The sequence below is a fragment of the Enterovibrio nigricans DSM 22720 genome, from assembly GCF_900167155.1.
Taxonomy (GTDB): Bacteria; Pseudomonadota; Gammaproteobacteria; order Enterobacterales; family Vibrionaceae; genus Enterovibrio; species Enterovibrio nigricans.
Window position 1 is genome coordinate 15919 of sequence record NZ_FUXU01000023.1, and the last position, 23357, is coordinate 39275.

The 23357-nt window shown below is 48.8% G+C and carries 19 protein-coding genes; 12 read left to right on the top strand and 7 right to left on the bottom strand.

Annotated features, from left to right (window positions below; all coding sequences use genetic code 11):
- Nucleotides 1–57: 57 nt before the first annotated feature.
- The gene (locus B5D35_RS10385) at nucleotides 58–738 is read right to left on the bottom strand and encodes a TIGR00153 family protein (protein WP_078752515.1); all 681 of its coding nucleotides are present in this window, start codon (nucleotides 736–738) and stop codon (nucleotides 58–60) included.
- 180 nt (nucleotides 739–918) lie between these two features.
- Between B5D35_RS10385 and B5D35_RS10390 the strand changes: the two genes are divergently transcribed.
- The 3 genes from B5D35_RS10390 to glnE all read left to right on the top strand — a co-directional run bounded on the left by B5D35_RS10390 (nucleotide 919) and on the right by glnE (nucleotide 7508).
- Entirely contained in the window at nucleotides 919–2454 is a 1536-nt protein-coding gene (locus tag B5D35_RS10390) for a CYTH and CHAD domain-containing protein (RefSeq protein WP_078752516.1), read from the top strand.
- Between the two features lie 468 nt (nucleotides 2455–2922).
- Nucleotides 2923–4521: a methyl-accepting chemotaxis protein gene (locus B5D35_RS10400; protein WP_078752518.1), complete on the top strand. Its 1599-nt coding sequence runs from the start codon at nucleotides 2923–2925 to the stop codon at nucleotides 4519–4521.
- 92 nt (nucleotides 4522–4613) lie between these two features.
- Nucleotides 4614–7508, top strand: coding sequence for a bifunctional [glutamate--ammonia ligase]-adenylyl-L-tyrosine phosphorylase/[glutamate--ammonia-ligase] adenylyltransferase (glnE, locus tag B5D35_RS10405; protein ID WP_078752519.1), 2895 nt, complete (start codon nucleotides 4614–4616; stop codon nucleotides 7506–7508).
- Nucleotides 7509–7571: 63 nt separating this feature from the next.
- Here glnE and lpxL read toward each other — a convergent pair whose 3' ends face one another.
- Entirely contained in the window at nucleotides 7572–8501 is a 930-nt protein-coding gene (gene lpxL, locus B5D35_RS10410; protein ID WP_078752520.1) for an LpxL/LpxP family Kdo(2)-lipid IV(A) lauroyl/palmitoleoyl acyltransferase, read from the bottom strand.
- 302 nt (nucleotides 8502–8803) lie between these two features.
- Here lpxL and hldE point away from each other — a divergent pair, with 302 nt between their 5' ends.
- Nucleotides 8804–10237 carry a bifunctional D-glycero-beta-D-manno-heptose-7-phosphate kinase/D-glycero-beta-D-manno-heptose 1-phosphate adenylyltransferase HldE gene (hldE, locus tag B5D35_RS10415; protein WP_078752521.1) on the top strand — a complete coding sequence of 478 codons (1434 nt, stop codon included), beginning with the start codon at nucleotides 8804–8806 and terminating at the stop codon, nucleotides 10235–10237.
- Between the two features lie 76 nt (nucleotides 10238–10313).
- Here hldE and tolC read toward each other — a convergent pair whose 3' ends face one another.
- Nucleotides 10314–11633 carry an outer membrane channel protein TolC gene (gene tolC, locus B5D35_RS10420; RefSeq protein ID WP_078752522.1) on the bottom strand — a complete coding sequence of 440 codons (1320 nt, stop codon included), beginning with the start codon at nucleotides 11631–11633 and terminating at the stop codon, nucleotides 10314–10316.
- 303 nt (nucleotides 11634–11936) lie between these two features.
- On the opposite strand from tolC, the gene nudF reads away from it, so the two are divergent.
- From nudF to idi, 8 genes are all read left to right on the top strand, one after another.
- On the top strand, nucleotides 11937–12566 hold the full coding sequence (gene nudF / locus B5D35_RS10425; protein ID WP_425291234.1) for an ADP-ribose diphosphatase: 630 nt from the start codon (nucleotides 11937–11939) through the stop codon (nucleotides 12564–12566).
- A 16-nt stretch (nucleotides 12567–12582) separates the two neighbouring features.
- Nucleotides 12583–13011 (top strand): DUF1249 family protein, encoded by a 429-nt coding sequence (locus B5D35_RS10430; protein ID WP_078752523.1) that lies wholly within the window; start codon nucleotides 12583–12585, stop codon nucleotides 13009–13011.
- 49 nt (nucleotides 13012–13060) lie between these two features.
- A complete protein-coding gene (gene cpdA / locus B5D35_RS10435) occupies nucleotides 13061–13885 on the top strand; it encodes a 3',5'-cyclic-AMP phosphodiesterase (RefSeq protein WP_078752524.1) in 825 nt (274 codons plus the stop codon).
- Between the two features lies 1 nt (nucleotide 13886).
- Nucleotides 13887–14465, top strand: coding sequence for an esterase YqiA (yqiA, locus tag B5D35_RS10440; protein WP_078752525.1), 579 nt, complete (start codon nucleotides 13887–13889; stop codon nucleotides 14463–14465).
- A 97-nt stretch (nucleotides 14466–14562) separates the two neighbouring features.
- Nucleotides 14563–16455 (top strand): DNA topoisomerase IV subunit B, encoded by a 1893-nt coding sequence (gene parE, locus B5D35_RS10445; RefSeq protein ID WP_078752526.1) that lies wholly within the window; start codon nucleotides 14563–14565, stop codon nucleotides 16453–16455.
- Between the two features lie 26 nt (nucleotides 16456–16481).
- A complete protein-coding gene (gene parC / locus B5D35_RS10450; RefSeq protein WP_078752527.1) occupies nucleotides 16482–18755 on the top strand; it encodes a DNA topoisomerase IV subunit A in 2274 nt (757 codons plus the stop codon).
- A gap of 257 nt (nucleotides 18756–19012) precedes the next feature.
- The gene (locus B5D35_RS10455; RefSeq protein WP_078752528.1) at nucleotides 19013–19738 is read left to right on the top strand and encodes a 1-acylglycerol-3-phosphate O-acyltransferase; all 726 of its coding nucleotides are present in this window, start codon (nucleotides 19013–19015) and stop codon (nucleotides 19736–19738) included.
- Between the two features lie 83 nt (nucleotides 19739–19821).
- On the top strand, nucleotides 19822–20358 hold the full coding sequence (gene idi / locus B5D35_RS10460) for an isopentenyl-diphosphate Delta-isomerase (RefSeq protein WP_078752529.1): 537 nt from the start codon (nucleotides 19822–19824) through the stop codon (nucleotides 20356–20358).
- A gap of 90 nt (nucleotides 20359–20448) precedes the next feature.
- Here idi and B5D35_RS10465 read toward each other — a convergent pair whose 3' ends face one another.
- From B5D35_RS10465 to pyrB, 4 genes are all read right to left on the bottom strand, one after another.
- Complete coding sequence (locus B5D35_RS10465; RefSeq protein WP_078752530.1) at nucleotides 20449–21147, bottom strand: Dph6-related ATP pyrophosphatase; 699 nt, start codon at nucleotides 21145–21147, stop codon at nucleotides 20449–20451.
- A 76-nt stretch (nucleotides 21148–21223) separates the two neighbouring features.
- On the bottom strand, nucleotides 21224–21613 hold the full coding sequence (locus tag B5D35_RS10470) for a Rid family detoxifying hydrolase (protein WP_078752531.1): 390 nt from the start codon (nucleotides 21611–21613) through the stop codon (nucleotides 21224–21226).
- Nucleotides 21614–21816: 203 nt separating this feature from the next.
- Complete coding sequence (gene pyrI, locus B5D35_RS10475) at nucleotides 21817–22284, bottom strand: aspartate carbamoyltransferase regulatory subunit (protein ID WP_078752532.1); 468 nt, start codon at nucleotides 22282–22284, stop codon at nucleotides 21817–21819.
- A 16-nt stretch (nucleotides 22285–22300) separates the two neighbouring features.
- On the bottom strand, nucleotides 22301–23230 hold the full coding sequence (gene pyrB, locus B5D35_RS10480; protein WP_078752533.1) for an aspartate carbamoyltransferase: 930 nt from the start codon (nucleotides 23228–23230) through the stop codon (nucleotides 22301–22303).
- Nucleotides 23231–23357 lie beyond the last annotated feature (127 nt).

Genomic DNA, 23357 nt, shown 5'->3' on the forward strand with positions numbered 1-23357 from the left:
GCCGTAGCACGAGTTGTTTGCAAGTACCTAAACACTAAGTTTGCTAGCGCCTAAACACTAAGAACGAGACAGCATCAGTTCTAATCGAGAACCAACACGTTGTGCCTGATCAGCGATTGCGCCGACCCATTCCAAAATTTTGTACAGGAACATCACATCAACCGGGCTGTATTGATCTTCGATTGACATGAGTTGCTGACGCAATTGAATTTGCATTGAATCAGTATCGTCTTCGATGGTATCCAGCTGGTGGATCATTTCTTCAACGAGTGTGACTTCGCGTCCTTTAAAGCCAGTTTCTAACAGTTCATCCAATTCACTGATGACACGTCGTGCTTGATCTGCTGCATCAAGGCAACGCAGCACATAGGCCACGAAATCGACGTACAGGAGGGCGGGGACTTGGAGTTTGCGGCCGATGACGCGGCCAGCGATATCTTTTGCCAGGTTGGCAAGTTTGTCTTGTTGTGTGAGAAGGTCGAGCATATCGGTGCGGTCGACAGGGAGGAAGAGACCGCGGGGGAGTCGGAGACGAATTTCGCGTTTTAGCGTATCGGCCTCTTTCTCTATAGTCGATATCTCGTGGCGCAGTTCCTCCGCACGCTCCCAATCGCCTTTTTCGCATGCTTCGAAGAAGGGGATTAACAGTGCGCAGCAGTCGTTAACGCGACTCACATGTCTTTGCAAAGGTTTTAAAGGGCTCTTTGCAAATAGCCCAATAATTGTATTTACTGGCATAGCCGTATCTACCTGAAAAGCCGTCTCCGAAGAATAGGCTAAAATTCACACGATGGTGTACAAGCGGCGAATGTTAACGCAATCACATTTGCAATGATACCGTTTCAGATCAATGAAAGACGCTTGCTCGTCTAACCAATTCCCCATATCCTTGTCGTGCTATTGATTATGGGCCCCTTTATGGAAACTGAGATAGAGTTAAAATTTTTTGTCTCTTCAGATTTTTCACGCCAAATTCGAGACAAAATCACCGACCTAAAAGTATTGCAGCAGCGTCAAAGACAGCTGGGCAATATCTACTACGACACCTCGGACTTTCTTTTACGTCAATATGATATTGGTCTCCGTGTGAGACGCTATGATGACGTATATGTTCAAACATTGAAGACAGCCGGACGCGTGGTTGCAGGTCTTCATCAGAGACCGGAATATAACGCCGAGCTTGACTCTCCGACGCCAGATCTCTCACTCATCCCGGCTGATGCATGGCCCGCAGGATTAGACGTTGAGGCATTGAGTGCGCAACTAAATCCTTTGTTCTCTACGGATTTTGAACGTCAGCAATGGTTAATTGCCATGCCTGATAGCAGTCAAGTTGAACTGGCGTTTGACAGTGGTGAGGTCACGACTGACGCGGGTGGCTACGATCCGATCTGCGAAGTAGAAATTGAACTGAAGTCCGGACAAACCGATGCGCTGTTCGTGTTGGCGCGAGAGCTGGCTGAAAACGGCGGACTCCGTTTGGGTAACCTCAGTAAGGCTGCGCGTGGCTATCGCTTGTCGACAGATTATCAGGGCGATGCCGTTAAAGCATTGAGCGTGGTGCCTGTAAGCAGTCAGTTATCGACGGAGCAGGCGTTTGTGAAGGTGCTGGAACATGCGCTGGAGCATTGGCACTACCACGAGCAAATTTATGTTGAGCGTCCTGAGCAGGAAGCGATCTTCGAAATTTGTAACGCGGTTTCGCTCATTCGTCAGGCGTTGACTCTGTACGGTGGGTTGATCCCTCGTCGCGCCAGTGCGTTGTTGCGCCAAGAGTTGCAATGGCTAGAAGGTGAGTTGAGTTGGATCTTTGAGTCTCGCGCCATCGAACGCTTGTGCGAAGACAAAGGTTACTTCTTACGTAAGTTAAACACGCAGAAGCAGCTTCGTAAAAAACTTGAAGCGCGTTATGAAGCGTTGCCTGAGCGCTCAGAAGTCTTAGAACTTTTCCAATCTGCACGTTATTGCAATTTGTTGCTCGATCTTAGCCGTTGGATCCTGACGCGCGGTTGGCAGCCTTTCCTCGATGATAAATCCCGAGAAAAACTGGCAGAGCCAATCCGTGCTTTTGCAAATCGCTCTTTGGCACAATCTTGGGAAGAGTTATTGAGCGTTTTTGCGGTCAATAATGACATGGACCGTTTTGGCTACCTTGATCAGCTACCTCGCTTGACGAAGAATCTGCTGTCAGGGTGCTGCGTAGCATCGCTATATGATGTTGAGGAGCGAGAAACGTTCCGTCTTCCATGGCTGGATCTGTTGCAGGGTCTTGAAGACATCGTATTGCTTGAGCCGATCCGTGCCTTCGTCAATGATGAAGACATTGATGAAGAAGATCGTGCGCAGATAGAAAAGTGGCTACGACGAAAAGAAGAATCTTTACTTCACGCCATGATGCAAAGCCGCCAGATAGGGTTAAGCCTTGATCCTTACTGGGATATCTATTTTGAATAGAGCGCCTAAAGTTTAAAGAAAGCACCGAAAGGTGCTTTTTTTTCACCTCATTTCTGAGATCGCTGATTTTCTTCTCACCATCTTGCCTGTTTACTGCTATTTGTCTTTCGGCTTTTGACTGTCTATTTGCGTCGACACTTTTTTATGGATTGGTGATTTCGTTAACATTTATGAAAAAAATAATCTTTATCAACACCATAAAATCCGTACAAACGACGATGACTTTACAGTGGATGAGGTATAAAGGAGACAGTTTTTCATCGTCGAGAATGACGAATTCGTACCACGAATATTGAAAGGCGAATTGATTCATACATGCGTAGGCGATCCAACTCTCACTTTTATCGCTAGGGTTTAGCGAGTATTCAATTCTTGGGTCGATTCGCCGATACATCGTTGTACACCTTTGTTGCACGCGTACCCGACGTTGATGCGGAAGTTGTACCAATATCATGGAGATAATCAAGAATGTCACAGATGATATTCAAGCCTTGGGAAAAGGCTATCAGTAACATCAAGCTGGTACCTAAGCTGGTTTTACTGATGGTATTTAGTACCGTCCTTCTTGGTGCAAAGCAGCTCTGGGATGCCAATACATTTAGAGAGTCAGTGACGCAAGTGACCGAATCTCACAGCCGCAACCAAGCGGTGCGCAGTGCAGAGCTGAGTCGTGAACTGTTTTCGCTGCCAGACGGCAAAACATTACTGTCTCGCGTCCTTGATGCTGAAAACGCCACGAGTGAAGGTAATGACTATGTCTTCATGGTGAATAAACAAAGTGGCGAGGTTCTGGGACATCCCCGTATCACAACGTTTGATGGTCTAGGGTTACCCCTCGAAAACGGTCAGTTGCTGTCTGAACAGCTGCGAAAAGAACGTGGCGAATTTATTTACCATCTTCAAACAGAAGCGCGTCATGGCATTGTGGTGCCAGTGGCTGGCACGGATTGGGTGAGCATTGCTTCCCAGTCGGACTCAGCGGCTAGTCATTATTACCAAACCTATCTGACTCAAGTTGTCTGGCAGACGTTGGCAATGATCGTTGCGTTCGTGGTGATCCTGCTAGGGGCATCAAGAATGATGCTGCGCCAAATCAACTACCTGATTGACAGTATTCGAAATATGGCAGGCAAGAACTTGAGTGTGCCTATTTTGATGGATTGTCGTGACGAGTTTGGAGAACTTGCCGCCGAGCTGGAAAAAACACGGAGCCAATTGGCGAGCGTGATCAAAGCGCAGCGCAGTTCGTCAGAAGAGCTCTCTGAGATCGCGGAAGTGATGACCATCAGCATGGATGAAACGCGTGAGTCGGCGAAAGAACAGTTTGGTGAAATTGACCTACTGGCCTCAGCCATGAGCGAAATGTCATCAACGGTTCAGGAAGTGGCGGGACATGCACGTGCCGCGTCTCAAGCGACAGAAAGCTCTCGTGAGCAGGCTATCGCCGGTCAGCAATACGTGGCAAATACCATTGGCACTATTAACAAGCTTTCACAGGACATTCGTGATTCTGCGGGTGTGGTGAATCAGGTTGAAGCGCGTGTTGAAAAGATCAGTTCTGTGGTTGTCACCATTCAGGGGATCTCTGAGCAGACAAACCTCCTTGCGTTGAATGCCGCCATTGAGGCAGCTCGTGCTGGCGAAGCTGGCCGTGGCTTTGCGGTGGTTGCGGATGAAGTACGTAACCTCGCGCAGAACACGCAGAAAGCGACCGTGGAAATTCAGGACATGATCGGCCAGCTTCAATCAGCCGCACAACAAGCGGTTGGCTTGATGGAGCAAAGCGTGATTGAGGCCGTGGAAAGCGTCGAGTCAGTGAGCAAGGCGGGTGATGAGCTGAATTTGATTGTTGAGCAAATTGACCAAATCAATGACATGAACTTCCATATCGCATCCGCTGCGGAACAACAGGCATCAGTAGCCGATGAAATGAATGCCAACCTGACGAACGTGCGCGAAATTGTTCAAGCATCGGTGACCGTGGTAACCGAGCTCGCGGAGACATCCGGTAGCTTACAAAACAATGCGACTGAGCTGGATTTGAAAATCAAAGAGTTTGCAGTTTAACAGCGACATTTCAGTCAAAAAGCCCACCGCATGCGTGGGCTTTTTTTATGTTATTTTAATCCACTAAGCAAAGGTAATAGGGAACGGAATACATGGTGTTGCCCAAGGAATTGGAAGCCTGCGTTTCGCGCAGACTGGAACAACTTTCAGAGAAACAACCACAAAATCTTGAAAGTTGGCAAGGTGAAGACAAAGAACGCCTCACGCGTACGCTGGCATTGAGTGATTTTATTGCGGAATCTTTTCTTCACGATGAAACGCTGCTGCCCTGGATGTTGGATCGCCAATCACCCAAGCTTCGTGCGCCGCATTACCGTAAGAAGCTAAAAGCCATTTTGGATGCCCAGTCAGATGAATATAGCATGATGCGTGAGCTTCGTCGTTTTCGTCGTCGTGAAATGACCTGGCTGGCTTGGCATGACTTTAACAATGCCCTTTCCCTGAATGACAGTCTTTCACATATTTCTAAGCTGGCCGAAGCCATGATTATGGAGGCGTATGGTTGGCTGTATGCGACGTGTTGCGCTGAATGGGGCACCCCTTGTGATGCTGAAGGTAATCCTCAGCCTATGCTTGTTCTCGGTATGGGCAAGTTGGGTGGGGGGGAGCTGAATTTTTCTTCGGACATTGATCTTATTTTCACCTATCCCGAAAACGGCGAGACGCAAGGTGCGCGCAGAAGCATTGCCAATGCTCAGTTCTTTACCCGTCTCGGCCAACGCTTGATTAAGGCTCTCGATCAGCAAACCTTTGATGGCTTCTGTTACCGCGTTGATATGCGGCTTCGTCCATTTGGTGACAGTGGTCCTTTGGTCATGAGCTTTGCGGCTTTGGAAGATTATTATCAGGAGCAAGGGCGTGACTGGGAACGTTACGCCATGATCAAAGCAAGGGTGATGGGCAAAGAGCAATTTGCCTGTTACCAGACACTTCGACAACTTCTTCGTCCTTTCGTTTTCCGTCGGTATATCGACTTCAGTGCGATTCAGTCACTGCGCCGAATGAAGGCACTTATTCGGAGTGAAGCCCGTCGTCGTGGTGTGAACAACAACATTAAAATTGGGGCGGGCGGCATCCGTGAAATTGAGTTTATCGCTCAATCTTTTCAGCTAATTCGTGGTGGACGCGACCCGATTTTACGTAAACGCGGCCTGTTCATTACGCTAGAGGCAATCCGCGAGCTCGCCCTGTTGCCAGAGCCTGACGTGGATACGCTAGAGACGTCATACCGATATTTACGTCGGTTAGAAAACTTGCTTCAAGCCATTGATGATAAACAGACACAAACGTTACCTGATACGCCAAGGGATCAAGCTCGCCTTGCTGTGGCGATGGGCGAAGATAATTGGGAAGCGCTGATGGAAAACCTCAGCCAGCATATGGCGGGTGTCCACGCTATTTTTGATGCGCTGATTGGGGATGAAGAAGAAGGCGAAGACGAACAAATTTCGCCAGACTTTCGTGTGATCTGGGACGGCGGACGTGATCCAGAGTTGGTGGAAAAAATCCTGTCTGATATGTCCGCACCAGACGCGTCTGACAATGCCAAGGCGCTGCTTAGATTCAAAGAAGAACTGGCAAAGCGAACCTTGGGCCCGCGTGGTCGTGAGGTACTAAACCGATTGATGCCCATTCTGCTCAGCCACATTTTGTGTCGAGAGGATGGCAGCGTGGTGTTGGCACGTATTATCAAGCTGTTGATGCGTATCGCCACGCGCACCACCTACCTTGAATTGCTTGATGAGCACCACGGTGCTATCGAGCAGCTCGTACGTCTTTGCAGTGCGAGCCCAATGGTTGCCGAGCAATTGGCGAGCTATCCGATTCTGCTTGATGAGCTGTTGGATCTTCAGCATCTCTACAACCCGACGCCGTTCGAAGAATACGGCAACGAGTTGTTCGAGTTTCTGGCCCGTATCCCTGAAGAGGATATGGAGCAGCAAATGGAGATGATCCGGCAATACAAACAGACGCAGCTACTGCGTATTGCGGCGGCAGATATCGCCGGTGTATTGCCTGTGATGAAGGTGAGTGATCATCTGACTTATCTGGCTGAAGCCATTGTCGGGGCTGTGGTGAATCAGGCGTGGTATCAGATGGTCTCCAAATATGGTCAGCCATCTCACCTTGCTGGACGTGACGGCAGAGGGTTTGCCGTGGTGGGGTACGGCAAAGTGGGCGGTATTGAGCTGGGCTACGGTTCAGATTTAGATGTCGTTTTCCTGCATGATTGTCCTGACAACGTTTATACCGATGGTTCGAAAGAAATTGATGGTCGCCAATTTTATCTGCGTCTCGCGCAGCGTATTGTTCACCTGTTTTCGACACGTACCGCATCGGGTGTGTTGTATGAAATTGATACCCGACTTCGTCCTTCAGGTGCATCTGGTATGTTGGTCACGACGGTTGAATCGTTTGAGGATTACCAGAACACGGAAGCGTGGACATGGGAGCATCAGGCACTGGTGCGGGCGCGTATGATTTACGGTGATATGGCGTTACAAAAAGGCTTTGCGAACGTACGCAAATCGGTGCTCACCAAAGTGCGTGATATTGAGACCCTGCGAAAAGATGTCGCAGAGATGCGTGTCAAAATGCGTGAGCACTTGGGAAGCAAGCAGGCAGATAAGTTCCATATCAAGCAAGATCCCGGTGGGATCACTGACATTGAATTCATCACCCAATATTTGGTGTTGGCAAATAGTCATGAAGAGCCCGCACTGACACGTTGGAGTGACAATGTACGTATTCTCGAAGATATGGCACAAGCGGGTATCGTGGATACGTCTCAGGCGTTGGCACTGCGAGATGCTTATGTCCTGATGCGCGATGAAATTCACCGCTTAAATTTGCTGGATGCGTCTGTTGAAGTGGATGACGGCAAATTCACGGTAGAACGCCGCATTGTGCGAGATGCGTGGGCTATGTGGATGGAGACAACGCCTATGAACGGAGAAAAACCTGAGGATGGAGAAAAACCTGAGTAGGTGGGGTGTTGAACATTGTCGGAATTCGATTCATTAAAAAAGGCGCTTACGCGCCTTTTTTTGTCAGTCATACAATGACGGTTCACCTTCAGGGCGACTTTTAAAGCGACGGTGTAGCCACATGTATTGCTCAGGCGCGCGCATGATTGAACGCTCAACAAACTTGTTGGTGTAAATGGCTGCGGCTTCTGCATCATCGTATGGGAAGGCATCCATCGGCGTATCTAGGATCATGGTGTAACCCGTCCCCTCGCGATCGCGCGTGATGGTGAAGGTGGCCACAAGTGATTTGCTCGCCGATGCCAACAGGTGTGTTCCCGTCGTGGTACATGCTTTTTCAACGGCGAAAAACGGTGCCCATGCATAACGATGTCGACCATAATCGTGGTCCGGGGCGTACCAGACAAAGCTGCCTTGTTTAAGGCGTTTCACCATTTGTTTGACGTCACGTCGGTCGATGCATTTTTTCTCACGAGAACGGCCCCAGTATTGAACGTAATCAAACACGGGATTGGTGTTAGGGCGGTAAACGCCATAACCCGTGGTATGCACACCGAACGCACGTGCACCAAACTCGAGGTTAAAGGAGTGAACTGCGACAATCAGGACACCTTTACCGGCTTTCTGAATGGCTTCGATTTGTTCAAAACCGACATACTTAACGTGCTTTTTTACACGCCATGCTGGCCAAAACCATGCCATGCAGGTTTCGAAGAAGGCCATGCCCATGTTTTCAAAGTTTTCACGCAGCAGGGTTTCACGCTCGGCTCCTGTCATCTCAGGAAAGCAAAGCTCGAGATTGCGCTTGGCAATTTTCTTACGACTTTTAAAGAACTTCATAATAAGAAGTCCCAGCTTTTTGCCTAAAAAGCGCTGCGTGCAGTAGGGTAACCAACTGAATAAAAACATGAAGCCAATGCCAATCCAAGTATGAAAATACTTAGGATGCAAAAACGACCATTGGAATGTTGGTGCCTTGGAATTGCTACTCATGACAGTGAGGTATTTCCTAACAATAAAGCGGGTCAATCAAGGTGGGCATTGTATACCGAAATTTACCTTCAATGCATATTTCAGTGTGGCAACCACGTTCAATGTTAATTGTTAGACAGGATTGGTTCAGGAGCCAACCTGTTCGGCTGTCGCTTTAATGTCTTTATGGTAATATCGCCAACAATATTTTGTAGGCGGTGCAGATACCTGATGATCAAACGCTGCACGCGCTTGCCAAACGTTTAACAGATTAAAGCAAACGACATAGCAGGGGCGAGAAGCCCTTATGCTTGGAGAAGACAATGAAACTGACTTTGCCTGACTATCAGCTAGCGAATGTTCTGGTTGTTGGTGATGTAATGCTCGACCGTTACTGGTATGGGCCAACTGGCCGTATTTCACCAGAAGCACCGGTTCCAGTGGTACAAATCAATCAAACAGAAGAGCGTCCAGGCGGTGCTGCTAACGTTGCAATGAACATTGCTGCTTTGGGTGGCAAGGCAAGACTTATCGGTTTGGTGGGGCAGGATGAGCAAGCGAACGTTCTGAACGACAAACTGTGTTCATTGAAAGTAGATTGTGACTTTGTAGGCTTGTCTGATTTTCCTACCATCACCAAGCTACGCGTAATGAGCCGCAACCAGCAGCTGATCCGTTTGGACTTCGAAGAAGGTTTCCACAACGTTGATCCTCAGCCAATGCTGGATCGCATTGAAGCGGCATTGCCAAACACTAAAGCGATGATCTTGTCTGATTACGCGAAAGGTGCGCTGGTAAATGTGCAACCAATGATCCAACTGGCACGCCAAGCGGGTGTTGCGACGTTGGTTGACCCGAAAGGGACGGACTTTGAGCGTTACCGTGGTGCGACGTTATTAACGCCAAACATGAGCGAATTTGAAGCGGTGGTCGGCGCATGCCACACCGAAGATGACATCGTTGAGCGCGGTCTGGCTCTGATTGAGAAGTTTGAATTCGATGCCATGCTGGTAACGCGTAGCGAAAACGGCATGACTCTATTGCGTGCGGGCCAAGAGCCTCTAAACCTGCCGACACTGGCGAAAGAAGTGTACGACGTAACCGGTGCAGGCGACACGGTGATTTCTGTTCTGGCGGCGTCTCTTGCTGCGGGCAAACCGATTGAAGATGCATGTGCGCTGGCAAATGCAGCCGCAGGCGTGGTGGTGGGTAAGCTGGGTACGTCTACGCTGTCGACCATCGAACTGACAGAAGCGGTGCATGGCAGTCACCAGTCAGGCTTTGGTGTCGTCACCGAAGAGCAACTGAAAGCCTCTGTGCTGATGGCTAAAGCGCGTGGTGAGGTTGTGGTCATGACCAATGGCTGCTTTGATATTCTGCATGCGGGCCATGTGGCGTATTTGAATGAAGCTGCAAAACTGGGCGATCGCCTGATTGTTGCCGTCAACACTGATGAGTCAGTGCGTGGTTTGAAAGGACCGGGTCGCCCTGTTAACCCGACCGATCGCCGTATGGCTGTTCTTGCTGGTTTGGGTGCGGTGGATTGGGTTGTGCCGTTTAACGAAGAAACCCCACAACGTCTGATCAGTGAAGTGTTGCCAAGCTTGCTGGTAAAAGGCGGTGACTACAAGCCAGAAGAGATTGCTGGTGGTAAAGAAGTGATTGCGGCGGGTGGCGACGTGCTCGTGCTGAATTTTGAAGACGGTTGTTCAACGACAGAGATCATTAACTCGATTCTGAGTGGTCACAACAACTGATAGGGTGTTTGTAAACAGGCACAAAAAAGGCACCGTTTGGTGCCTTTTCTTTATTTATAGCGTGTCGCGTACGCGATTACTTTGGTGCAACCAAACCGTTGTTGATTTCAACCAGATCTTGTTCGCTTAACGTGCCCACAGCTTGACGCAGTTGCAGAACGCTCAGAATGTAGTCATAGCGTGCATCAGATAGGTTACGGTTCGCGTCATACAGACCACGCGTCGAATCCAATACGTCGACGATAGTACGTGTACCCACTTCAAAGCCTGCTTCTGTCGCTTCTAATGCAGAGCGCTGTGATACCACCGTTTGCTCATACGCTTTCAGTGCACCGATGCTCGCGTTGATGTTGTTGTAGAACGCACGAACATCTTTCACCGTAGTGCGGTAAGTGCCTTCTAGCGCTTCAGACGCCGCAACATAGTTGAATTGCGCTTGTTTTACGCCTGCATCGATACTGCCGCCAGAGTAAAGAGGCATCGAGAAGTTGATGCCGCCAGTAAACTGGCTATTGCTGGTGTCACGAGATAGCGTTTTGTTATCCTGATCTGTGTAGCCGTAGCCAGCGTTCAGCGTCAGCGACGGCATATGACCAGCTTGAGCCAGTGAAATGCGCTCTTTCGCCGCATCACGCGTAATACGTTGTGCTAGCAGTGACAAGTTTTCTTGTTCTGCCTTCTTCACTAGCTCGTCAACGACTTGTTCAGGACGGCTTGCTGAGAACGACTTAGTGTTTAACTCGTACAGATCAGCGTGGCTTTGGCCCGTAATTTCACGAAGTTCTTCGTAGCTGTTCGCAACTTGGTTTTCAGACAGAATTTCTTGAGCCAGAACAGAATCATACTGAGCTTGGGCATCATACACATCGGTGATGGCAGACAGACCCACTTCAAAACGTTGCTTAGTTTGTTCTAGCTGACGGCCTACAGCCGCTTTTTCTGCACGGACAAAAACCAAATCATCGGCGGCTTTCAATACGTTAAAATACGCTTGCGAAACGCGCAGGATTAGACCTTGTTGCTGAGCTGCATAAGAAGCATCAGCTTGTCGCGCTGTAATTTCAGCGATATCTAGGTTAATCCAGCTGTTTTGGTTGAACAGTTGCTGGCTGACATCGACGCCTGCTGATAGGGTGTTTGTATCAAAAGGGCCTGAGGTGCTTTCTTCACTGTTTCTCGCAAGGTTGTAACCTGCGGACAGGTTAATTTGCGGCAAGGTGCTTCCACGGCTTACGCCTACTTGGGAAAATGCAGCATCGCGGGTAGCCGCCGACTGCAGAAGTGTTGGATCACTTTGTTTTGCTTGTTGATAGACTTGCAATAGATCGTCTGCACTCGCAAGCGGAGCTGCGGTGCCTAGCGCAACCCCGATAAAAATGGGAAGCAATTTCTTCATAGTAGGTAGTCCCTGAACTTGTCGTATTCTAATAAATTGCTGATATACCCAAATTACCTGAACTCTGCATCTTCAGGTTGCTTGGGTATAGAGGTATCCGACACATAGTGTAAACCAAGCTTGCTTACTTGAAACTGACAATGTGATGGTTTCTTGAGAAAAAGTGATTGTAAAAGCATCACTGCAATAAATATATTCAAATAATTCTGCAATCCATACCAAAAAAGTAAAGGTTTTAGATTGCAGCTTCCTGCTATGCACCACTATTATTTGCCCCCCATCATTCAGAGTAAGGGGACTCCCGTGCCACTGACCACAGAGCTTGACCAGTTTGGAAAGGATGACGTTGAGATTGAAAAAACCGACGTTGTCTATAATGGTTACTTTAAGATGGTAAAGTATCGCTTTCGGCATCGACTGTTTGCGGGTGGTTGGAGTGATGTGCTCGACAGAGAACTTTTCGAGCGAGGTCATGCAGTTGCCATGCTACCTTATGACCCCGTCACAGACGAAGTCGTGCTGGTTGAGCAGATCCGTATTGGTGCGATGGTTGCTAGCGATTCTCCTTGGCAATTGGAGATAGTCGCTGGCATTATCGACAAGGACGAAACGCCTGACGCCGTTGCGATTCGCGAGGCGGAAGAAGAAGCTGGGCTTCATGTGTTGTCGTTGCATCCAATGACAAGTTACTTGTCGAGCTCTGGTGGATGCTCAGAACGCATTCATTTGTATTTGGGCCTTGTTGATGCTTCAAGTGCAAAAGGCGTTCACGGGCTTCCTGAAGAAGGTGAAGACATACTGGTGCATGTGGTTGAACGAGCACGTGCAATGGAGTGGGTAGCGAAGGGTAAAATTGAAAACGCTGCCTCAATTATCGCATTACAGTGGCTGACGCTGAATCGAGACAAATTCGATGTAACGTCAGGGAAATAGATTCACAGGACGTTGTATGTTGAGACGAGAGTATCAGGTTGATTTAAGTGCCTTGATGCGAATGTATGAAACGAATTACGCCAAGTTAGTCAGGCTGATGCCACGTCAAGATGACGTTGGTGAATACTGTGTATACGAAATCCAAGGTCAAGAGTTTCAACTGGATATTGTTGAATCTACGCGATACACCACACTGATTAATATTTGGCAACGTGGTGAAGTGCCAAGTTATTTGCGACCGAAGCTGACAGTTCGACTGTATCACGACGCACGTGTCGCTGAAGTGTGTACCAGTCAGCAGATTTCCCGAATTCAGCCGCGTTATGATTACCCGAATCCGCGCATGCACCAGCGTGATGAAAAGCGTCAGGTCAATGCATTTCTCTCGGATTGGCTGGTGCTGTGCCTGAAAAACGGTATAACAAAACACAACATAATTTATTAGTATTAGCGTTAATCAAATAACGCAATTTAAGATCAGGGTTTTCAAGACGTTGCGGATTTGCCATCTACCCAAACAACACAACCAAACCGTTAGGTTGTTGCAGATTACAGATACACACCTCTTTGCAGATCACGCGGGTAGCTTACTCGGCGTGAACACGTCTGCGAGCTTTAAAGCTGTGGTAAATGAAATTGTCCAAGACGGTGTGGAATTTGATGCCATTATTGCGACGGGTGATATCTCACAAGATCACACCGCCGAATCTTATCAACGCTTTGTTAGTGGTATTACGCGCTGGGAGCAGCCTTGTTACTGGTTGCCGGGCAATCATGATTACCAACAAAAAATGAATGCGGTGTTGGAACAGTCAACGCTTGAGCGTTGCGAGCATGTGTTGATGGGGGAACATTGGCAGTTAGTGATGCTGGACAGCCAAGTTGCGGGTGTGCCTCACGGTCGACTGTCTGATGAGCAATTGATGCTCTTAGAGGTGATATTACGTGACAATCCAGAGCGCAATACGTTGGTGTTGTTGCATCACCATCCACTCCCTGCGGGCAGTGCTTGGCTTGATCAGCATAAGTTGCACAACCAAGATGCATTTTGGGCCATTGTCGCGAAGTACAACACGGTAAAAGGTGTTGTTTGCGGGCATATCCATCAGGCATTGGACACACAGTACCAAAACTGTCGAGTGATGGCAGCACCGTCAACCTGTATTCAGTTTCAGCCTAATTCTGACGATTTCGCGTTGGATCTGACTAACCCTGGCTGGCGCGAAATTTCGCTTCATGCAGACGGCTCGATTTCGACCACTGTGGGGCGCCTGAAAGGCAATGAATTCCAGCCAGATATGACCTCATCTGGATACTAAAATGCCACCATTACTGATTTATATTCACGGGTTTAATAGCTCTCCGTTGTCAGCAAAAGCCCAGCAGATACAGGCGTGGTGTGAAACGCACCGCCCAGACATAAAGCTGGAAGTTCCCCGTCTTGCCTGTTACCCTTCCGATGCTGCAAACCAGCTAAAAGCACTGGTGAATACGTATCAGGGTGACTATCGTATCGGTTTGGTCGGTAGTTCTTTAGGCGGTTATCTGTCGACGTGGCTCAATGCACAATTTGGCTTTCCGGCTGTAGTGGTTAACCCAGCAGTCAAGCCTTACGAACTTCTTGTTGATTATCTCGGCCCCCAACAGAATCCATATACGGGGGAGCAGTATGTGTTTGAGGCTCACCATATGGGCGATCTCAAAGCACTGGACACTGAGTCTATCTCGCATCCCGATACGATCTGGTTACTGCAACAAGAAGGCGACGAAGTCTTGGACTACAGTCAAGCTGTCGCGAAGTATCAGGGATGTAAACAAACGGTAGAAGCGGGAGGCGATCACGCTTTTGTTGGCTTCGACAGATACCCCGCTAAAATCATACAATTCCTTGGACTGTGAGGGTAACTCACAGAATAACCTCATCAGCACTGTCTTTATTTGACAAGTTGACGGGGCATCACAGACCATGTGACAAACTTTAGAAAACCATTCATCTATGACAGAGCAAGTTTATAACGCGGGCTCCATTGAAGTTCTTAATGGCCTGGAACCGGTGCGTCGTCGTCCCGGAATGTATACAGACACGACCCGTCCTAATCACCTCGGTCAAGAAGTCATTGATAACAGTGTCGATGAGGCGTTGGCAGGACATGCACGCAAGGTGGAAGTTATCCTCCATGCGGATCAGTCTTTGGAAGTTATTGATGACGGCCGAGGGATGCCTGTCGACATCCACCCAGAAGAGGGTGTGTCGGGTGTCGAGCTGATCCTTTGTAAACTCCATGCGGGTGGTAAGTTCTCGAACAATAACTACCAGTTCAGTGGCGGTTTGCACGGGGTAGGTATATCGGTAGTGAATGCGCTATCGAACCGTGTTGAAGTCTCTGTCAAACGCGATGGTCAGGTGTATGAAATTGCATTTGAACATGGCGATAAAGTACAAGAACTGACGGTCGTTGGAACCTGTGGGCGTCGTGCAAAAGGCACTCGCGTACATTTCTGGCCGGATGCAAAGTACTTTGACTCTCCAAAATTCTCCGTTTCTCGCCTGAAAAACAACCTCAAAGCCAAAGCCGTATTGTGCCCGGGGCTTGAGATTGTCTTCACGGATAAAAACACCAATGAAACCATTACGTGGTGTTACGAAAGTGGCCTGAAAGACTACTTGGCCGAAGGCGTGAAAGGATATGAGTTACTGCCTGCTGAACCTTTCGTGGGGGAGTTTAGAGCACCTCATGAAGCTGCCGACTGGGCCATTATCTGGCTACCAGAAGGTGGTGAACTCATCACTGAAAGTTACGTTAACTTGATACCGACTGCACAAGGCGGTACGCACGTAAATGGCTTACGCCAAGGTCTGCTGGATGCGATGCGAGAGTTCTGTGAGTTCCGGAATCTCTTGCCGCGTGGTGTAAAACTCACGGCTGACGATATTTGGGAACGTTGTGCTTACGTGCTTTCTGTGAAAATGCAGGATCCGCAGTTTGCTGGCCAAACCAAAGAGCGTTTGTCTTCGCGCCAGTGTGCGGCATTCGTATCCGGCGTTGTGAAAGACTCGTTCAGTTTATGGCTAAATGAGCGTCCGCAATTGGCGGAACAGCTTGCTGAAGTCTGTATTGCAAACGCACATCGCCGTATGCGTGCCGCCAAGAAAGTGGTGCGCAAAAAGGTCGCGTCAGGTCCTGCACTACCAGGTAAATTGACCGACTGTTCAATGCAAGATCTCGCGCGCACCGAACTGTTTCTCGTCGAGGGTGACTCGGCAGGTGGCTCAGCCAAGCAGGCGCGTGACCGTGAATTCCAAGCCATCATGCCGCTGCGCGGTAAAATCCTAAATACATGGGAAGTTTCGGCAGACCAAGTGTTGGCATCGCAAGAAGTGCATGATATTTCCGTCGCGTTGGGCATTGACCCTGACAGCGAAGATCTGACAGGCCTGCGATACGGTAAAGTTTGTATCCTCGCCGATGCGGACTCGGACGGTCTACACATCGCGACCTTGCTGTGCGCACTGTTTGTGAAGCATTTCCATGCGTTGGTTCGTGCAGGGCACGTTTATGTGGCTATGCCTCCACTGTATCGCATTGACTGCGGTAAAGAGGTTTTCTACGCACTCGATGATGCCGAGAAAGCCGGCATCTTAGAAAGCCTTAGCCAGAAACGCGCAAAAATCGATGTTCAGCGATTCAAAGGTCTGGGTGAGATGAACCCACTTCAGCTTCGTGAGACCACCATGGATCCGAACACGCGTCGTCTTGTTCAGCTTACTATCGACGATCAGGAAGAGACGGATCGAATGATGGACATGCTGCTAGGCAAAAAGCGTGCGGAAGATCGTCGCCATTGGCTACAAGAAAAAGGCGACATGGCCGAGCTGGCAGAAATTTAACTGGATTTTAGAATCGGACGTTTTCAATGACTGATATTACTTATGACGGTGTCGAGCAGCTTCCGCTAAGGAAGTTCACCGAGAATGCATACCTCAACTACTCGATGTACGTCATCATGGACCGTGCTTTGCCATTTATTGGTGACGGTCTTAAACCTGTGCAGCGTCGCATCATCTATGCGATGTCTGAACTGGGTTTGTCGGCAACGGCGAAATATAAAAAATCTGCCCGTACCGTGGGTGATGTGCTGGGTAAATATCACCCGCATGGTGACTCTGCGTGTTATGAAGCCATGGTACTGATGGCGCAGCCTTTCTCTTACCGCTACCCGTTGGTTGATGGTCAAGGGAACTGGGGTGCACCCGACGATCCGAAATCGTTCGCAGCAATGCGTTATACGGAATCGCGTCTTTCTCGCTTTTCTGAGGTCTTGCTGAGCGAAATCAGCCAAGGCACGGTTGACTGGCAACCAAACTTTGACGGCACCATGAAGGAGCCGAAAACCATGCCTGCGCGCTTGCCGCACATTCTGTTGAATGGTGTGACAGGGATAGCCGTGGGTATGGCCACAGACATTCCTCCTCATAACGTGCGTGAAGTGGCAAATGCGCTGGTGGCGTTGATCGACTCACCGAGTTTGGACTTAGACGCCGTACTGGAGTACGTAAAAGGCCCTGACTATCCAACGGAAGCCGAAATTATTACCCCTGCGGTGGAGTTGAAGAAACTGTATCGCAGCGGTAAAGGCTCTATCCGCATGCGTGCCTGCTGGCACAAAGAGAATGGCGACATTGTGATCAGTGCGCTGCCGCATCAGGTATCGGGCGCGAAATTGCTTGAGCAGATCGCCAACCAGATGCGCGCGAAGAAACTGCCGATGGTAGAAGATCTTCGTGATGAATCGGATCATGAAAATCCAACGCGTATTGTGATCGTACCGCGCTCAAACCGTGTGGATTGCGATCAGTTGATGAATCACTTGTTTGCGTCAACTGATCTAGAACGTAGTTACCGCGCGAACCTGAACATGATTGGTCTCGACGGCCGCCCTCAGGTTAAAGGTCTGCTTCAAATCTTGACTGAGTGGCTAGTGTTTCGCCGTGAAACAGTGCGTCGTCGTCTGCAATACCGTTTGGATAAAGTGTTAGCGCGCCTACATATCCTTGACGGTTTATTGGCTGCGTACCTGAATATCGATGAAGTCATCGAGATCATCCGTACGGAAGACAATCCGAAAGCCGAGTTGATGCAGCGTTTCTCGCTGAGCGAGCGACAAGCTGAAGCCATCCTTGAAATCAAACTTCGTCAGTTAGCGAAACTGGAAGAAATCAAGATCCGTGGCGAGCAAGACGAATTGAACAAAGAACGCGAGCAGTTGGAGAAACTGCTGGGTTCTGAACGTCGCTTAAACACTTTGCTGAAAAAAGAAATTGCCGCAGATGCTGAAAAGTATGGCGATGATCGCCGCTCGCCATTGGTTGAGCGTGAAGAAGCGAAAGCGATGACGGAACGTGATTTGGTGCCAAGCGAACCTATTACAGTGGTTCTGTCAGAAAAAGGCTGGATCCGTCATGCAAAAGGGCACGATGTTGATCCATCGACGCTGAGCTACAAATCGGGCGATGGATATCTAGCTGCCGCGAGAGGCAAGAGCAGTCAACCTGCGGTGTTTATTGGTACTGACGGTCGAAGCTATGCGCTGGAGTCTCACAGCTTGCCATCCGCACGCAGTCAGGGTGAGCCTATTACGGGTCGCTTGAACATTACGGCAGGTACGTCTATTCGCCATGTGCTGATGGGTGAGAATGAAAACTTGATGCTCATGGCTTCGGATGCGGGTTATGGCTTTGTGTGTAAGCACGATGACCTGTTATCGAAGAACCGTAGTGGTAAGGCGCTGTTGAGCTTGCCTCAGGCGTCAGAAGTGATGCCGCCTCATAAAGTGGCAGACATCGACAGTGATGACATTATCGCGATCACCAATGAAGGCCGCATGTTGGTGTTCCCTGTGAAAGAGTTGCCGCAATTAGGGAAAGGGAAAGGGAATAAGATCATTAATATTCCTGCTGCTCGTGCAAAAGCGCGTGAAGAGCTGCTTTCTCAGTTGTTTGTTATCCCGCAAGGGGCGACAGTGACCTTGCATGCAGGTAAGCGTAAGTTGTCTTTGAAACCGACGGATATTGATAACTTCCGCGGTGAACGAGGTCGTCGTGGCTCGATGCTGCCTCGCGGTCTTCAGCGTGTCACTGCGATTGAGATCTCGACACCGAAAGACTCGATAGAAACGCCAGACGCGTAATGCTGAAACCCTCCGGCCGGAGGGTTTTTTCTCTCTGCCTGCAGCCGGAATTTAAACATCTTTAGGGGGTTTGGGGTCTCGGTTAAAAATGTTTCGACAAAGTGTGATGAATTTTATTGTCGGACACGTATACTAGGGCCAGAAATTTTTAGCGCACACCTGTACGCTTAAAACGTAAAAGCGATTCTCAGGTAGCAATTCCCAAACCTTTCCAGCGGTTAACTGGCGCAAAGGTCAACCGACCCTAGGAGATAAGAATGTACTTTATACTGCGACTGTTGGCTGTCGCGTTGTTTGCGATTTTCATGCTTGTATTCGGTTGTGGTTATTGCCTGTTCAGCCCGAGAAATCCAAAGCACGTTTATACTTTTGGCCGTTTGTTCGGCAAGCTGTCTTCCCTTTTTGGTATCAAGTTGGAGCTTCGCCAATCAGAAGCCTCTAAGCAAGTCGGAACCTGCGTCTATATCGCAAACCACCAAAGTAACTGGGATTTGGTCACTGTCTCTAATGCTGTGCGTCCTGGTGCCGTAACTGTGGGCAAGAAAAGCCTGGCTTACATTCCTATCTTCGGTACCTTGTACTGGCTGACTGGCAATATTCTGATTGACCGTAACAACCGCACCAAAGCCATGGGCACCATCGGTCAAGTGGTTGACCAAATCAAAGACAATAACGTGTCGGTTTGGCTGTTCCCTGAAGGCACTCGTTCACGTGGTCGTGGTTTACTGCCATTTAAAACGGGCGCATTTCATGCTGCTATTGGCGCGGGTGTGCCCATCGTACCTATCGTTTGCAGTTCTACGCGTCACTTAGAAGTGTCGCGTCGCGACAACGGCCATATCATCGTTGAAATCATGGATCCCATCTCAACGGAAGGCTATGGCAAAGATCGGGTTCGTGAATTGTCGAAACATTGCCATGACCTGATGGCGGCAAAACTGGCGGAATTGGACGCAGAAGTCGCTGAGTTGAATAAGAAGTAATACACTGTACAAAACGAATTGAAAGGATACGCCAATGCGTATCCTTTTGTATTTTCAGGTGCTGTAAAAGAAGTAAGACAGATATGCTGAAAAATCAGGTGGTACTGGTCACCGAAAAAGGCGAACCGATTGGGTTGGCAGAAAAAATGCTGGCGCATCAAGAAGGGCTGTTGCATCTGGCGTTTTCGGTCATGATTTACCGAGAAACGGCAGAAGGTAGAGAGTACCTGCTGCAACAACGTGCGCTCAGCAAATACCACAGTGGCGGTTTGTGGACCAACACCTGCTGTTCTCACCCCATGCAGGGGGAAGCGTTTGAGGCAGCCGCGACGCGTCGTTTGTTTGAAGAGTTAGGCATTGAGACGCAGCTTGAGTTTGAAATGGGCGATTTGTTTTGCTATCGCGCGGAACTTGATAACAACTTGATCGAACATGAACTGGACCAGATCATTCTTTGTAAGGTTGACGATGTGGTGTTGAACCCCAATCCAGATGAAGTGATGAGTTGGCGTTGGTGGCCACAGCGAGAGCTAGCCTTAGAAATGCAGTCGTCACCTGAGCGTTTTACCGCGTGGTTTACCCAAGTGGTCGATAAAGTCGAACGCCAACTGCCCCATTAATGGGCAATGCGTTTCAAAATAAAAACAGCGATCTAGAAGCAAAAAGCACCGTCTGACGGTGCTTTTTCGGTTTGTACAACAAGATGCGTTTTAGGCTTGGAGCAGCTCTTGGAAATAATATCCCGGATGTTCTGGGTTATTGGTCCCTGCATATTTCTTGGTAACAATGTCCCCTTTGGTGAAGGCTACAGGCTGTTTGAAGTCTGGGCCATCGTACACAAAGGTGTGGAACTCGCCATTCTCACCACACGGGTCAACGCCTTCTGGGAGGCTGTCCAAGAATGCCTGATCGAGCTCACGGCCGACGAAGTCTTTACTGAGCTTACTGCCGTCAACCGCGACCACGACGGCTTTAATACCCAGTTCGAACAAGGTTTGCATTAGGGCGTGAGTGTCTTTTTTCCATAGTGGAAAAAGGGCTTTCACATCAACGGTCGCCAATTGCGCTTCGCGGCTGGCACGTAAATCTTCTAAATAAATATCGCCGAAAATCGCATGGGTGCAATCGATGGCTTTGAGTTCAGCCACGGCATTCGACACGATGTTTTCATACTGCTCCATGGTGACGGTCTCTGGTAGCCAAACCGTCTTCAGCGGCAAGCCAAGAGATTCGGCTTGTTTCTCAAGCAATGAAACATGCACACCATGCATAGACACGCGTTGATGCGCTTCGTTGGCAGAGGTCAGCAGGGTTTTGATATTGATGCTCGGGTCACGCAGCGCATAGTAAAGAGCCATGGTACTGTCTTTACCGCTACTCCAGTTAAAATAGGCGTTCAGGATGGTCATGGAATGATTCACTTAAGTCAGTATAGAAGCGAAAAAAAACGCCACCGTGTGGCAGCGTTTTTTCTATCAAATACGATTATTTACGAACAGCAATCGCTTCGATTTCAATACCCACGTCTTTAGGAAGACGTGCAACTTCTACGCAAGAGCGTGCAGGGTAGTGCTCAACACCGTGCTCGTCGAAGAACTTGCCGTACACCTCGTTAACGGTGCCGAAATCGTTCAAATCTTTTACGAAAACAGTCATTTTAACGATATCGCCAACTTTCAGGCCTGATGACTCAACAACTGCTTTCACGTTTTCCAGAGACTGACGCGCTTGAGCAGCGATATCTGGAGAAATTTCGCCAGTCACAGGGTTTACAGGAATTTGACCGGAAGTCAGAACCATGCTGCCCAAGTCAACGCCTTGAATGTATGGACCAATCGCGGCTGGCGCGTGTTCAGTGTGAAGCACTTTAGTCATTTACCTATCCTTACTTTTAATCTTTCATGGAAACGGGGTATACCAAGCTTCTTCAAGCAACTTGGGTATAAGTGCTTAGTCTGCATCTTGCCAGCACCTACGTAAACCCAGAACATCACATTTTACGCGGTTTAGCGTCTGTGGAGTGCCTTAAGAGTAATAAAAAAACCGGCGCATGCACCGGCCTTTAAGCTTTTTTAATATCAGTGGCTTTCTGTCATGATTTCGCGTGAGAATACCTTTTCACAGTATTTGCACTTCAGTTGCACGTCGTTCGCTTTTTCAATCACGTTGAAGCTGCTTTCTACCGCTTTTTCATCATGGGTAATACAATTTGTGTTTGGACAATTGAATACGCCCAGAATGCTCTCTGGCAGTGTTAGAGGCAACTTGGCAACCACTTCGTAGTTTTCAATCTGATTGACGGTCGCATTGGGTGCGTACAGTGCCAGTTGCTGTGCCTGCTCTTTTGAAACAAAAATGTTCTCGATCTTAATCAGATCTTTCGCGCCTAGTGCTGATGAAGGCAAGTTCAGGCCAACCGTGACACGTTGATTGGTTTTATGCAGCTTAAACAGCTTCATGACTTTAAAACCAACGTTCGCAGGAATGTGGTCGATAACGGTGCCGTTTTTGATCGCTTCAACCTGTAGTTTATGTTCTTTAACCATCTTGTTTACTCCCGCCTTAGATGTTGCCATTGATAACCAGTGCCAGCAGTGCTTGACGAGCATAAACACCGTTTTCTGCTTGCTGGAAGTAATACGCGTATGGGGTCTTGTCGACAGCGACAGTAATTTCGTCCACACGTGGGAGCGGGTGCAGCACTTTCAGGTTTTCGCGCGCGTTTTCGAGTTGCGGACTATCGAGAACATATGCCGACTTAATGTGCGCATATTCAGATTCGTCGAAGCGCTCTTTTTGTACGCGCGTCATGTATAGGATATCCAGCTCTGGCACCACATCTTCGATGTTGGCGTGCAGGCTGTATGCAATACCTGCTTCATCCAAGTCTTCCAGAATGTAGTCTGGCATTGCCAGTGCGTCCGGCGCGATGAAGTAGAAGCGGTTATTCGTAAACTTCGACAGAGCTTGGGTCAGAGAATGCACGGTACGGCCGTACTTTAGGTCGCCGACCATGGCGATGCTGAGGTTATCCAAGCGACCTTGTGTTTCATAAATGCTAAAGAGATCCAGCAAGGTTTGCGACGGGTGCTGGTTTGCGCCGTCGCCACCGTTGATCACTGGAACGCCTTTTGAAAACTCAGATGCCAAGCGAGCCGCCCCTTCTTTTGGGTGACGCATAACAAATGCATCCACGTACGAAGAGATAACTTGTACTGTATCAGACAAGGTTTCGCCCTTTTTGCCCGAAGAGGTATTGCCACCGTCAGGGAAACCAATCACTGTGCCGCCAAGGCGTTGAACCGCGGTTTCAAATGACAGGCGAGTACGTGTCGATGCTTCAAAGAAGCAGCTCGCAACGACTTTATTTTTTAGCAGCGTAGGTTTCGGCTCAGCCTTTATCTTACCGGCTGTTTCAACGATAAGTTCCAATTCTTCGCGGGACAACTCCGGGATGGAGATAATGTGCTTGTTGTACAGCGAGGTCGCCATGTCTTCTCTTCCCTCAATGGATGGTAGATTTTGGACAAAAAAAGCCTCCAAATATGGAGGCTTAATTTATAAATACATTAAAAACGAAAACGGTGGCCATTGCCGAGATTCGGCAGGCTTTAGCAAC